Here is a 13,945-nt window from a genome sequence, read left to right as displayed (position 1 = left end):
ATTTGATGCAAAGGTTTCCAAAGTTACAAAGGATTGATGAACAAATCGAAGGAAATTTGTATGTTTACTTTCAGAAAATATTTAAACAATTCCTTTGAAAAAAATCGCCTTATTTAATTGGAGCAGCGGCAAAGACTCAGCTTTAGCATTATATAAAATACAACAAGAAAAAGAATTCGAAATAAATTGTTTGCTTACCAGTGTCAACCAGCAGTTTCAGCGTATTTCGATGCATGGAGTTCGTGTAGAGTTATTAGAACAACAAGCAAAAAGTATTGGATTACCGCTAGAAATTATGCAAATTCCAGAAATGCCAACAATGGAAGTTTATGAAGAAGTAATGACTAAAACATTGGCTAAACTTAAAGATCAAGGTGTTAAATATTCTATTTTTGGAGATATATTTCTGGAAGATTTACGAAAGTACCGTGAAGATAAATTGATAGATATTGGGTTTGAAGCCGTATTCCCGTTATGGAAAATACCAACAAAAGATTTAATTCAGGAATTTATATCTTTAGGTTTTAAAACAATAGTGGTTTGTGTAAACGAACGCTTTCTTGATAAGAGTTTTGTAGGTCGTGTAATCGATCAGGATTTTATAAATGATTTGCCAGATAATGTAGATGTATGTGGAGAAAATGGCGAATTTCATACCTTTACTTTCGATGGACCTATTTTTTCTGAACCAATACAATTTGAAATTGGAGAAATTGTACATCGAAAATATGAAAAACCTAAAACAGAATCTAGCGATACAGCTTGTGATACAAATGCAAGCGATACTTTTGATTATGGATTTTGGTATTGCGATTTGATATAAACAGTAAGACATTAATTATTTTAACCATATAAGCAACGTAAGTAAATGTAAGTATAATCGAATCTGTGCAAACTTAAATGAACTTATATTACTTATATGGTTAGCTTTTTTTTTGTTACAGTCTTGGTTTTATGCATTCTAACTATATAACTCAATAATATTATTTTAAAAGTCATACAAATGCCTGTAAAAGAAAAGAGCTTAGAAATAGAGAAGATTTTATTTTTCTTGGACGAAATCGGAATTAAAGTTGTCGAAAAGGAATTAAATAACACTTTTTTACCAGGATTATCTTTAGGCTCAAATTGTATTTATATTGATTTTGAAAAATTATTGTATCCTGGAGATATTCTGCACGAAGCAGGACATTTGGCGGTTACTACCACTGCCGAAAGAGAATTAGTTGGCACAGATAAAATGGCAACTAATTGGCCAACAGAAGGAGAAGAAATTGCAACAATTCTTTGGTCTTTTGCAGCAGCAAAACATTTAAAATTACCAATAGAATTTGTATTTCATCCTAATGGGTACAAAAATGATTCAGAATGGTTAATTTCAAATTTTAATGATGAAAACTATATAGGTTTGCCTTTTCTTGAATGGGCAGGACTTACATTAGGAAAAGAACGAGCAACAAATGAAGGAAAAGAAGCATTTCCTACAATGATAAAATGGTTAAGAGAATAAATTATGGATAAATTAGTGCGCTCTATAAAGTTTCCTCTTTTGTTTGATAAGGAAAAACTAAAAAATGATTTCCAGAAAATCATCGATAAAAACTGGATTGATCATTATAATACGAATGATTATTCAGGAAAATGGACTTCGATTGCTTTAATGTCACAAAGCGGAAAATCGGACGCTATTTATGCTTTTTCAAACAATGATGAAAAACTAGTTGCTACCGAAATATTAGATTCTTGCACCTATTTTAAAGAAATATTAGATGGTTTTTTATTCGAAAAAACTGCTGTACGGTTATTGCAATTAGCCGCTGGAGCTGAAATTAAGCCGCATAGCGATAATTGTTTAGGATATGAAGATGATTCTTTTAGATTACATATTCCGATAATTACAAATAGCCAAGTCGAGTTTATCTTAGATGGTACTCGCTTAATTATGAATGAAGGAGAATGTTGGTATATAGATGCTAATTTTATTCATTCGGTTGCCAATCGTGGCACAGAAAACCGCATTCATCTTGTAATCGATGGGATAAGAAATGAATGGACTGATGCAATGTTTTATAAAGAGGCAGACAAAGACCAATTTGTAAAAGCTGCACCAGTAATGAGCGAAGAGCAAAAACAACTCATGATTGCCGAGTTAAAAAGAATGAATACGCCAATGGCAGATGAGCTTATTAAAAATTTAGAGTAAGCCTAATTTAATTAAAAAGAATAAACACAAGTGAATAAATCAAATTTTAGAAAATTCGGAATAATAATTACCATAATTATTGTCGCATTTTCATTCCAGAGTTGTTTAGTAAGTAGATGCCAAAGACCACAAATTATGGGCTATATCTATGACGAAACAACCCATACTCCTATCGAAAATTGTAACGTAGGAGAAAGCTTAACCAATGCAATGGGCTATTTTAATTTAAAAGAAATAAGATATTCTCAATTTACTTTTGTTGGTTATGAAGCACCACCATTACATGTTAATGAAGCTATTTACAAAGAGGGTTACGAAAAGAAATCTATAGATCTGCACAATCCTTTTGGTGGCGGGATGAGAAAAGGTGCCGTACATAATACTGATACTATTTATCTAAAAAAAGTATCGATTCAAATCTCTAAGTAAATACGTTTAGTTTTTAAACTTCTCTTTCTTCGTAAATTTTTAATAATTGAGTTACTGTATTCCAGTTTCTTATCGTTGCAGTTACGTTTAGTTTTTTCTCAATATATTTCTGGTCAAATCTGGTTTTTCCTGCGCCAACAGCGTATTTAATAAATATTCTGTTACCATCAATACTAGCTTCGTCTGGCTTAAACTGACTTATTTTTAAATCATTTATACTATCACTTTTCAATGCTATCGAAATAAAAGCCACGTACAATTTTTTAATGTCAGCGTCTTTTTCTTTTAAGAAAGGATTATTCTTAAAACAAGCTTCTAAATCTTGTTTATTAATAACAACAATAGGCACTTCGTGTCCAAAGACTTTAAAAATTTCTTGTTTGATTACAAAGCCAACTTTGGATGCATTGTCTTCATCGGTATCTACAAAAACATTTCCCGACTGAATATACGTTTGTACGTTCTTAAAACCAATAGCTTCAAGTGTTGTTTTTAGAGCTTCCATTTTTATCATGTTGTGTCCAGAAACATTGATACCACGAAGTAATGCGAGATGAGTTGTCATTGTATTGATTTTATTTTTTCAAAGATAAAGATTCAATTATAATAAAAACCCAGAGTGATTTAAAAATAGTTACTAATTAAGTTTCGATATTAAATTTCAATAAAAATTGAACGGGATATTCTTTTTTACCTTTCTTTTAAAATGTTTGAACTTTGATTAAATTAGACAAATGCATAGATTCTTATTTATCAAGATATCAGTAGTTTTTATAAATCTATTTAGAATCATAAAAACTACTGATATTATATTTTTTATTTTGCTCGTACTATCGTTTCAAAATTTAAATCCATTGCAGCAGTATTATCAAGTATTGCTCCCAAATATTTTGGAGTCATTTTACCATTATGATCTTTATTGTACATGAAAAACTGCCCAAAATTGCCTCCTTTTAAATCTGTAAATTTCTTTACTTTATACTCTTTAGAATCGAATGCGTCGGCATTAGAAGAAAGCTTATCCCATTCTGCTTTAGAAAAACTCATAGGAATCATTTCTTTACTACGGATAACATACATCGTATCAGCATCAATTCGTATCAGTTTCACTAATGCACCTTGCAACTGGCTATTTTCTTGAGACCATGTTGATTTGTAAATATCTCCAGATTGCGGATTAGTAATTAATGCAGCATACTCCTCAGACTTTTTCTCAATTGATTTGTTATTAATCTTACTATAACCCAATGCAATTAAAACGATTAATGGTAATACAATACAAAATGACCACGGGTATAATAACTGCCATAAAGTTCTTTTGTGATTATTTCTAATCTGATTAATCTCAGCTTCTATATTGGCTGAGTATTTTTTCTTTGCAAATACAGATGCATCAGGGTTTTTTAAAACTTCACCGCAATTGGTACAAACTACTCCTGTTTTCCGTCCCATTCCAAAGAAAGGGATAACCATAGAGATATAACGCACATACAATGTTAATTCAATACATCCATTTTTATTACATACGGGACAGATTTCATCTGAAATAATTTTTGAAGTTAAAGGCTTTGTTACAATTTCGTAAACGTAAATCATTTTGTTAATTAGTTTGGGGGTTATTAAATAGCAAATAATTGCTTAATCTTAGTTATTTGTATTCTTTGTTTTATCTATCATTTGAAAAATGTTTCTTTTTAATTCCGTAAGATCACAATTTAAAAGCCTTACATTTATCCATAATAAGACATTACCATTTTCATTACAGTAAGTTTCTACTTTTTTACGGTACTTTTCATTTTTAATTTTATTTATATAAATATCTGGTTGATGAACAATTATATTTAATACAGTTTCGTATTGTTCCTTTGTTTCAACACATCTTGTTATGTCTTCCCAATTTACTACTCCAATTTCAATGAAATATTTTCCGTAAAAAATAATTCCTTTATGATTAAGTGTTATTTGTATCTCATTATTATCAAATAAGCGCACTTCTCTTATTGTATAAAAGAGCATTCCAATAATCACAAAAGGAGATAAAAACAGTACCTCTGGATGAAAATTTTGACCATCATAAAACTGTTTTGTATTGTGCCATAACATCCAAACTGCAATTAAGAAGAGGGATAGACATAAAGCAAAACGGATTATAATTGTTTTTTTATTTAGGTAAATGTGGTAAGGAAGTCTTTGCATAATTTTTATTTCAGCAGTAATTTTATATTATAATTCTTCATCTCAAATAGTGTTGAGAAAAGAATTTATTATAGAATTAATTAGCTCTTCCTCTAGAGTTTTTCAAAAATAAGTATTTTATTTTGTATAAAAAACTTACTAAAAGAAACTTTTTTAAGAAATATATTCTTAAAATATTTGTTTTATAGAGTTGACTATTTATTTTATGAGATAGATAAATGATTCTTTCTTATTATAAATAAAAGCATTTAACTTTTTCAAAACAATTGTATTTTCTATTTTCCTAATTAAAATCTATCTTCGCTTTTTATAAATATTTAAAGATAAAATAGAAATTAAAAGATTTAATTATTGAAATATTTAAAGATAAAAAAGTTCGTAAATCTAAGAAGTCTAAAAATCTAATCGTCTAAATAAAGAATGTCTAATTATCTTCTTCAAACTCCTATCGAATACTTAAAAGGTGTTGGCCCTAATCGTGGCGAATTGCTGCGTAAGGAATTGGGGATTCATAAATATATTGATTTGGTTAATTTTTTTCCAAATAGATATATAGACAGAACACGATATTATAAGATTAACGAATTACAGAATACTGCTGCCGAAGTTCAGATTGTTGGTAAAATCATCAATATAAAGACCGTTGAATTTGCCAAAAATAAAAAACGTTTGGTTGCTACTTTTGTAGATGATACGGGACAAATAGACTTAAACTGGTTTCAGGGACATAAATGGATTCGTGAGAGTTTAAAACTTAACGAAGTTTGTGTAATTTTTGGGAAATGCAGTTTATACGGAAGTCAGTTTAGTATGTCGCATCCCGAAATTGAACTCATGAGCGAACACGAACAAAGCCTTCGCTCTGCAATGCAACCTGTTTATCCATCGACAGAAACCTTGGCTAATAGAGGGATTTCAAATCGTGTGATTAACAAACTCATGCAGCAATTATTTCTGGAAACACAAACTTTATTTACTGAAACACTTCCCGATTATTTGGTAAATGAGTTAAAACTGATTCCTAAAAAAGCAGCTTTATTCAACATACATTTTCCTAAAAGTGCCGATACTTTGGCGAAAGCCCAATACCGATTAAAATTTGAAGAATTGTTTTTTATTCAGTTGCAACTGATAACTAAAAACCTGATTAGAAAGCATAAAATAAAAGGACATCCATTTGTAAAAGTAGGTGAATATTTTAATGTGTTTTATCAAAATCACTTGCCTTTTGCACTTACAAATGCTCAAAAAAGAGTAATCAAGGAAATACGTACCGATATGGGTAGTAATGCCCAAATGAATCGATTATTGCAAGGAGATGTAGGTTCGGGAAAAACTATCGTTGCGTTTATGAGTATGTTATTGGCGCTCGATAATGGTTTTCAGGCATGCTTAATGGCACCTACAGAAATCTTAGCAAATCAGCATTTTGTGGGATTATCAGAATTAGCAGCGACATTAGATATCAATGTAAAAATACTAACAGGTTCAACCAAAATTGCTGCCAGAAGAATAATTCATGAAGAATTAGAAAACGGTAGTTTACATATTTTAATAGGAACACACGCTTTACTAGAAGACAAAGTAAAATTTAAAAACTTAGGTTTAGCCGTTATCGATGAGCAACACCGTTTTGGTGTAGAGCAACGTTCTAAATTATGGAAAAAGAACGAAATTCCGCCACACGTATTAGTTATGACCGCTACGCCTATTCCGCGTACTCTGGCGATGAGTTTATATGGTGATTTAGATATTTCGGTAATCGACGAATTGCCTCCAGGACGAAAACCAATCCAAACAGTTCATCGTTATGATAGTAACCGATTGAAAGTCTGGAAGTTTTTGCGTGATGAAATTGCTCTTGGAAGACAAATTTATATTGTATATCCATTGATTCAAGAATCAGAAAAAATGGATTTCAAGGACTTGATGGATGGTTATGAGAGTATTTCTCGTGATTTTCCCCTACCTAATTATTCGATTTCTATCCTTCACGGAAAAATGAAACCAGTAGATAAAGATTCAGAAATGAAACGTTTCTCGGAAGGGAAAACGAATATAATGGTTGCTACAACCGTTATTGAGGTTGGTGTAAACGTACCAAATGCCAGTGTGATGATTATAGAAAGTGCCGAACGTTTCGGACTTTCGCAACTGCATCAATTACGTGGTCGTGTAGGTCGTGGTGCCGAGCAGAGTTATTGTATCTTAATGACTTCGCATAAACTAAGTTCGGATAGTAAAACCCGAATGGAAACTATGGTTCAAACCAATGACGGTTTCGAAATTGCCGAAGTTGACTTAAAACTTCGTGGTCCTGGTGATTTAATGGGAACGCAACAAAGCGGTGTACTTAATCTTCAAATCGCCGATATTGTTCGTGATCGTGATATTTTGGCTCTAGCCAGAAATTATGCTTTAAAAGTCCTAAAAGAAGATGCTCCATTGCAAAAACCAGAAAATGCAATCCTTAAAGCCATTTTCATCGAATTAACAAAGAAAAAGAATATCTGGAATTATATTAGTTAATTCTTTTTTTAAGGTTCAAAGGTTTGAGGAAGGTGCAAAGGGACAAAGGTTTTAAGGTTCTAAGATACTAAGATTTGAAGAAGATTCATCAGGATAAAGCTTTGCGAACTTTGCGTAAAACCTTGCGTTCTTTGCGGTAAATTTTACTGCAACGTAACTACAACAGAACCACAATATAAGTATGTATGTAACATATAGTAAATACACTACATATAAAATAGAGTAAACACTCACTTTTTTTCTTAGCTTCTTTCTTAGATTGCCGAGCTACTCCTCCATCAGGGAGACAAGTTTGTGGATGTATTTGGTAAAATTAACCGCAAGGGACGCAATCCCGAAGCATCGGGATATGCAATGTTCGCAAAGCTTGTTAAATTTTATTCTTATGAACCTTCTTAGAACCTCAGAACCTTTGCAACTTTGTACCTTTCTCAAAACCTTTGTACCTTCCTTAAAATTCTCGAGCTACTTACGGAGACCCTTCCTCCGTCAGGGAGACAAGATTGGGGTTATATTGCGGCTACTTTTTGATTAACCTAGTTCTTCTCGTTTTTCTAATCTTAGTACCTCAGAACCTTTGCAACTTTGCGCCTTTCTTAAACCTTTGTACCTTCCTTAAAACCTTTGTACCTTTTTTAAACCTTAAAAAAACTTTTTTTTATTACCCCCTTTAAACCTTTCTTCACGAATGGAGTCTTAATACAAATTTTTGAACTTATGTTTATTGTAAATCTTAGAAAATTAGAGGCTTTGTAACTCAGAACCTCTGTTTCTAGCATTGCCCTTTTGTATCTTATTTTAACGAAAATATTAATATTTGTACATACAATTGTTAAATAAAAAATAAGGTCATAGGTTTTCAATACAAAAAACTAAATTTGTGAATTCACTTAAAACCATAATCTATTAATTCTAGCTTTACCTAAATCTCATGAAAGTAAAAAACCTTGTATATGCCTTGCTAATAATCGGAATTGGCGGATTTATCGCTTACCGAGTTGTATCTAATAAAAATAAGAACGACGAATCTAAAGGTCAGAACGGTAAAAACAAAACCACAACAGTTTCGGGAGTTGTTGTAGATACTCAAACTTTTGATAATAATTTATCTTTATCCGGATCTATTGAAGCCAATGAGCAAGTAGAAATTCGTAGTGAAGTTTCGGGTATTGTCGAAGGAATTTATTTTAGTGAAGGAAGCAACGTAACCAAAGGTCAAGTTCTTTTTAAGGTAAATGATATAGAATTAAGAGCGCAATTAAGACAAGCCACTACTAAAGAAGGTTTGGCTGCCGAAAACGAAAGAAGAGCAAAGTTATTACTTCAAAAAGAAGCTATTAGCCAAGAAGAATATGAAGTTGCAAGAGCCGACCACGCTTCTGCGCAAGCACAAACCCAATTAATACGTGCTCAAATTGCAAAAACATCTGTAAAAGCACCATTTTCTGGAAAGATAGGATTACGATCAATTTCTCCGGGAACTTATATTACACCAACTATCTTGGTTGCTAAATTGGTTAATACAAGCAAATTAAAAATTACATTCTCGATTCCAGAGAAATACGCAAGTCAGGTAAGAAACAATTCTATTATTACTTTTACGGTTTCTGGGTCTGAAACACAATATACGGCTAAAGTTTATGCTATTGAGCCTGAAGTAGCTGTAGAAACAAGAACGCTTCAGATTAGAGCTATCGCCGAAAATAAAGATGGCAAATTATTCCCTGGAACATTTGCTGATGTAAAATTACCATTAGATATTATAAAAGATGCAATTGTGGTTCCTACGGAAGCTATTGTACCTGTACAAAACGGAAAAAAAGTCTTTATTTCTAATTTTGGCAAAGCCAAAGAAGTAATGGTAGAAACGGCTACAAGAACAGATGCGTCTATCTTGATTTTATCAGGTTTAAAAAAGGGAGATACTGTTATAACTAGCGGTGTAATGGCATTAAAAAATGACGATCCAATTAAAGTAAAAGTGAAAAAATAGAGATTTTGAATTATTTAATAATCCAACTCAATTTTCATTATTTTAAAATCTAATCCTGATAGTTATCGGGATCAAAATCATAAATCTCATATGAGTTTATCAACCACAAGTATAAGAAGACCAGTATTAACAATTGTTTTAAATCTTGCAATTGTATTGTTTGGTCTTATTGGATATAGCTTTTTAGGCGTAAGAGAGTTTCCGTCTATTGATCCGGCACAAGTTTCTGTACGTACTAATTATACAGGAGCAAATTCAGACATTATAGAATCTCAAATTACTGAACCTCTTGAAAAAGCAATTAATGCGATTGACGGAATTAGAAACATTACTTCGTCGAGTGTACAAGGAAGTAGTAATATTACAATCGAGTTTAATCTAGATAAAAATCTAGAAGAAGCGGCAAACGATGTTCGTGATAAAGTATCACAAGCCGTTAGAAGTTTACCTCAGGATATAGATGCTCCGCCTGTTGTTTCTAAGGCTGATGCCAATGGAGAATCTATAATTTCGATGACAGTTCAAAGTGATACACGAAGTGCGCTTGAACTGAGTGATTATGCAGAGAATGTTATTTCGCAACGATTAGAAACAATTCCAGGAGTAAGTGCAGTTCAAATTTGGGGACAAAAACGTTACGCCATGCGTTTATGGATTGATCCTATAAAACTAGCTGCATATGGTTGTACCGTATCTGAAGTTCGTAATGCCTTAAATGCACAAAATGTTGAGTTACCTTCTGGAAAACTAACAGGAAACAATACCGAACTTACAGTAAAAACGGTTGGAAATTTATCTAAACCAGAAGAGTTTAATAATATTATTATTCGTTCTGAAGGTGAAAAAATAGTTCGTTTTAGCGATGTTGGTAATGCCGAATTAGGTCCAGAAAATACCGAAACAAAATTGAGCCAATCAGGACTTCCTATGATAGGTCTTGCGATTGTACCTATGCCAGGAGCTAATTACCTTGACATCTCAAAAGAGTTTTATAAAAAATACGATGCTTTAAAGAAAGATCTTCCTAAAGATATTAAGCTTGATATTGCAATAGACAGTACGCTTTTTGTGAAAAAATCTGTTTTGGAAGTTGCCGAAACATTATTGATATCTATAGTTTTGGTTATCTTGATTATCTTTTTGTTTTTTAGAGATTGGGCAATCGCATTTAGACCTTTAATTGATATTCCAGTTTCCTTGGTAGCTACATTTTTTATCATGTGGCTTTTTGGATTCTCAATAAACGTATTAACATTACTTGCAATTGTTTTGGCTACGGGACTTGTGGTCGATGACGGAATTGTGGTAACGGAGAATATCTTTAAGAAAGTCGAAGAAGGAATGTCGCCTATTGAAGCTGCTATAAAAGGATCAAATGAGATTTTCTTTGCGGTAATCTCAATTTCGATAACGCTTGCTGCAGTATTTTTACCAGTAATCTTCTTAGAGGGATTCGTTGGTCGATTGTTTCGAGAGTTTGGTGTCGTCATTGGAGCGGCAGTATTAATTTCGGCTTTTGTGTCCTTGACCTTAACACCTATGTTAAATGCCTATTTAATGAAAGGTGGCGAACAAAAGAAATCGAATTTTTATCTTAAAACAGAGCCTTATTTCGAAAGTTTAAATAAAGGATATGCTGATGCTTTAACCCGTTTTATGAAAAGAAAATGGTTGAGCTTTCCTATTATCGCCATTTGTTTTGGATTAATTTATTTGTTCTTCAGCATTTTACCAAAAGAAACTGCTCCTTATGATGATAGAAGCGCATTGGTTTTAAGTGTAACAACTCCCGAAGGTTCTTCATACGAATATACAGATCGTTTTATGCAAGAGCTAGGTCAACTTATTGATGACTCTATTCCGGAGAAAAAAGTAAGTTTGGTAATCACTTCACCAGGTTTTGGATCATCATCTGTAAACAGTGGTAGGGTTAGGATTGCGCTTAAAGAACCAAACGAAAGAACCCGTTCTCAAAAAGAAATTGCAGAGAAATTAACAAAATGGACAAAAAAATATTCTGAAGCAAAAACCTCGGTAACAGAGCAGCCTACAATTGCTGTAAATAGACGTGGAGGATTGCCAATACAGTATATTATCCAAGCACCAACCTTCGAAAAACTACGAGAAAAGATTCCGTTGTTTATGGACGAAGCCAATAAAAATGATACTTTTTCGGTTACAGATGTGAACTTAAAATTTAATAAACCCGAAATTAATGTAAGTATCGATCGTGAAAAAGCCGAAAGTTTAGGTATTTCTATTATCGATATTGCACAAACATTACAGCTTTCTTTAAGTGGGCAGCGTTTTGGATATTTTATTAAAAACGGAAAACAATATCAGGTAATTGGGCAGTTTGACCAAAAAGACCGTTCGAAACCATTGGACTTAACTTCGATGTTTGTAAAAAACAAAAAAGGACAGTTAATACAAATGGATAACGTAGTTACGATTGAAGAGCAAAGCAATCCGCCACAATTGTATCATAATAACAGATATATGTCGGCTACAGTTTCGGCTGGTTTAGCTCCAGGCAAAAGTATTAGCGACGGAATCGATGCTATGAACGAGATAAAGGCTAAAGTTCTGGATGATACTTTTACAACCGATTTAGGTGGAGAATCGCGAGATTTTGTGGAAAGTAGTTCGAATACTTCATTTGCATTTGGATTGGCTTTATTATTAATCTTCTTGATATTATCGGCTCAATTTGAAAGTTTTATAGATCCGTTTATTATAATCCTGACTGTGCCAATGGCAGTTGCTGGAGCATTATTCTCTTTATGGTTATTTAACCAAACTTGGAATATCTTTAGCCAGATTGGTACCGTAATGCTTATTGGTCTTGTAACCAAAAATGGTATCTTGATTGTGGAGTTTGCCAACCAATTACGAGAACAAGGCAAACCAAAATTAGAAGCAATACTAGAAGCTTCAGAAGCACGACTTAGACCAATCTTAATGACGAGTTTGGCTATTGCATTAGGAGCACTACCAATTGCAATGTCTCTTGGAGCAGCATCTACAAGCCGTATAGGTATGGGAGTTGTAATTGTGGGAGGAACAATTTTCTCTTTAGTACTTACTTTATTTGTAATTCCTGCCATGTATTTAATGTGGTCTAAAGCACGTAAACATTACCCTGAGTTTGATCATATTGAAGAATATGAAAGAGATAGTAATAAATAATCTCAAAACTCACTTTAAATAAAAATAGGAACCACAAATCGCTTTTAAACAAAATTTTGATGGCTGATTTGTGGTAATAAAAATAAAAAATGATGTACACTAAAACTCTATTTAAATGCTTGGTTTTGTTTCTTTTTTGTATTGCAAAAAGCAATGCACAAGAAGTTCTTACCATAGAAAACGCAGTAAAAATAGCATTAGACAATAATTTTGAAATAAAAATTGCGTCAAATAATTTAAAAATTAGCGAGACCAATGCTACAATAGGAAATGCAGGGATGTTACCAACAGTAACAGCTACTGTTGTAGATAATAACAGCATACAAAATAGCTCGCAAACACGCCAGGACGGAACATCAACTTCATTGAACAACGCAAAAAATAACAGTTTAAATTATGGTGTGGGATTAGACTGGACAATATTTGATGGTATGAGAATGTTTGCTCAATTAGATCAACTTAAAGAACTTCAGAAATTAGGTGATGCCGAATTGCGACGTACCATTTTAGTAAAAGTGGGACAGGTTAATTCTACTTACTACGATTTGGTTCAGCAACAACAACAATTGGCAGCATTAGATACTACTATTGTAATTTCTAAACAAAGATTGACTTTGGCACAAAACCGATTTACTATTGGAAAAGCTTCAAAATTAGAGGTATTAAATGCTCAGGTAGATTTAAACACAGATCAGGTTACATTATTGAGACAGAAAGAATCATATGCAAATGCCAAGATATTATTAAATCAGATTTTGGCTCGAGATTCTAAAATTGATTTCAAGGTTATGGATGATGTTACGGTAGATAACACATTGATTTTGGATAATTTATTAGAATTAGCCAAGAAACAAAATCCACAATTAGAATCACAAATTATTAATTTAAGAATTGCCGAATTACAATTAAAGCAAGTAAAAGCAAATCGCTATCCTACTGTAAAATTAAATACAGGATATAATTTTTCTGAAAGTCATTCTAGTTTAGGATTTACAAGTGAATCAACTTCCCGAGGATTAAATTATGGTTTTAGTGCGTCTTTAAACGTATTTGACGGTTTTAATCAACATAGAAATGAAAAAACGTCTAAGCTTGAAATTGAGAATACTAAATTTGCTTTAGAGCAACAAAATCAAGTATTGAGTACTCAATTAGCAACTGCTTATCAAACGTATTTAACAAATTTGGAATTGATAAATCTTGAAGAAAATAACGAAGTAATAGCCAAACAAAACTTAGATATTACACTAGATAAATTTCGTATTGGGACAATCACAACACTAGAGTTTAGAACGGCACAGCTTAATTATGTAAATGCAAAAGTGCGTTATAGCAATGCACAATTTGAAGCTAAATTATCTGAAATTGCATTAAAAGAATTAGCTGGAAATATTAGTTTTTAAACT

The 13,945-nt window shown here is 32.3% G+C and carries 11 protein-coding genes; 8 read left to right on the top strand and 3 right to left on the bottom strand.

The annotated features are described in order from the left end of the window. Positions 1-94: 94 nt before the first annotated feature. The 4 genes from SHI72_RS22100 to SHI72_RS22085 all read left to right on the top strand — a co-directional run bounded on the left by SHI72_RS22100 (position 95) and on the right by SHI72_RS22085 (position 2,632). Positions 95-823, top strand: a complete 729-nt coding sequence (locus tag SHI72_RS22100; protein WP_323491422.1) for a diphthine--ammonia ligase — start codon at positions 95-97, stop codon at positions 821-823. Positions 824-1,003: 180 nt separating this feature from the next. Further along, the gene (locus SHI72_RS22095; protein ID WP_323491421.1) at positions 1,004-1,510 is read left to right on the top strand and encodes a hypothetical protein; all 507 of its coding nucleotides are present in this window, start codon (positions 1,004-1,006) and stop codon (positions 1,508-1,510) included. A 3-nt stretch (positions 1,511-1,513) separates the two neighbouring features. Then, complete coding sequence (locus SHI72_RS22090) at positions 1,514-2,203, top strand: aspartyl/asparaginyl beta-hydroxylase domain-containing protein (RefSeq protein WP_039111948.1); 690 nt, start codon at positions 1,514-1,516, stop codon at positions 2,201-2,203. Positions 2,204-2,233: 30 nt separating this feature from the next. Then, entirely contained in the window at positions 2,234-2,632 is a 399-nt protein-coding gene (locus SHI72_RS22085) for a hypothetical protein (protein WP_323491420.1), read from the top strand. A gap of 13 nt (positions 2,633-2,645) precedes the next feature. On the opposite strand, the gene SHI72_RS22080 is transcribed toward SHI72_RS22085, so the two are convergent. The 3 genes from SHI72_RS22080 to SHI72_RS22070 all read right to left on the bottom strand — a co-directional run bounded on the left by SHI72_RS22080 (position 2,646) and on the right by SHI72_RS22070 (position 4,828). Beyond that, entirely contained in the window at positions 2,646-3,197 is a 552-nt protein-coding gene (locus tag SHI72_RS22080; protein WP_039111946.1) for a DUF1697 domain-containing protein, read from the bottom strand. Positions 3,198-3,448: 251 nt separating this feature from the next. Next, a complete protein-coding gene (locus tag SHI72_RS22075; protein ID WP_039111945.1) occupies positions 3,449-4,228 on the bottom strand; it encodes a hypothetical protein in 780 nt (259 codons plus the stop codon). Positions 4,229-4,276: 48 nt separating this feature from the next. Then, positions 4,277-4,828: an STM3941 family protein gene (locus SHI72_RS22070; protein WP_123912128.1), complete on the bottom strand. Its 552-nt coding sequence runs from the start codon at positions 4,826-4,828 to the stop codon at positions 4,277-4,279. Between the two features lie 420 nt (positions 4,829-5,248). Here SHI72_RS22070 and recG point away from each other — a divergent pair, with 420 nt between their 5' ends. The 4 genes from recG to SHI72_RS22050 all read left to right on the top strand — a co-directional run bounded on the left by recG (position 5,249) and on the right by SHI72_RS22050 (position 13,942). Beyond that, positions 5,249-7,357, top strand: a complete 2,109-nt coding sequence (gene recG / locus SHI72_RS22065) for an ATP-dependent DNA helicase RecG (protein ID WP_323491418.1) — start codon at positions 5,249-5,251, stop codon at positions 7,355-7,357. Positions 7,358-8,288: 931 nt separating this feature from the next. Then, positions 8,289-9,350 carry an efflux RND transporter periplasmic adaptor subunit gene (locus tag SHI72_RS22060; RefSeq protein WP_039119214.1) on the top strand — a complete coding sequence of 354 codons (1,062 nt, stop codon included), beginning with the start codon at positions 8,289-8,291 and terminating at the stop codon, positions 9,348-9,350. A 90-nt stretch (positions 9,351-9,440) separates the two neighbouring features. Next, positions 9,441-12,539, top strand: a complete 3,099-nt coding sequence (locus SHI72_RS22055) for an efflux RND transporter permease subunit (RefSeq protein WP_323491417.1) — start codon at positions 9,441-9,443, stop codon at positions 12,537-12,539. A 92-nt stretch (positions 12,540-12,631) separates the two neighbouring features. Continuing rightward, the gene (locus SHI72_RS22050; protein ID WP_039119217.1) at positions 12,632-13,942 is read left to right on the top strand and encodes a TolC family protein; all 1,311 of its coding nucleotides are present in this window, start codon (positions 12,632-12,634) and stop codon (positions 13,940-13,942) included. Positions 13,943-13,945 lie beyond the last annotated feature (3 nt).

The organism is Flavobacterium sp. PL02 (assembly GCF_035013205.1).
Lineage (GTDB): Bacteria > Bacteroidota > Bacteroidia > Flavobacteriales > Flavobacteriaceae > Flavobacterium.
The sequence above is the reverse complement of the archived record's forward strand: the minus strand, read 5'-3'. Positions and strand labels throughout refer to the sequence as shown.

Coding starts and splice junctions, on each gene's coding strand:
- SHI72_RS22090 (WP_039111948.1), top strand. CDS start 1,514: ATGGATAAATTAGTGCGCTCTATAAAGTTTCCTCTTTTGTTTGATAAG.
- SHI72_RS22080 (WP_039111946.1), bottom strand. CDS start 3,197: ATGACAACTCATCTCGCATTACTTCGTGGTATCAATGTTTCTGGACAC.
- SHI72_RS22075 (WP_039111945.1), bottom strand. CDS start 4,228: ATGATTTACGTTTACGAAATTGTAACAAAGCCTTTAACTTCAAAAATT.
- recG (WP_323491418.1), top strand. CDS start 5,249: ATGTCTAATTATCTTCTTCAAACTCCTATCGAATACTTAAAAGGTGTT.
- SHI72_RS22050 (WP_039119217.1), top strand. CDS start 12,632: ATGTACACTAAAACTCTATTTAAATGCTTGGTTTTGTTTCTTTTTTGT.
- SHI72_RS22060 (WP_039119214.1), top strand. CDS start 8,289: ATGAAAGTAAAAAACCTTGTATATGCCTTGCTAATAATCGGAATTGGC.
- SHI72_RS22055 (WP_323491417.1), top strand. CDS start 9,441: ATGAGTTTATCAACCACAAGTATAAGAAGACCAGTATTAACAATTGTT.
- SHI72_RS22095 (WP_323491421.1), top strand. CDS start 1,004: ATGCCTGTAAAAGAAAAGAGCTTAGAAATAGAGAAGATTTTATTTTTC.
- SHI72_RS22070 (WP_123912128.1), bottom strand. CDS start 4,828: ATGCAAAGACTTCCTTACCACATTTACCTAAATAAAAAAACAATTATA.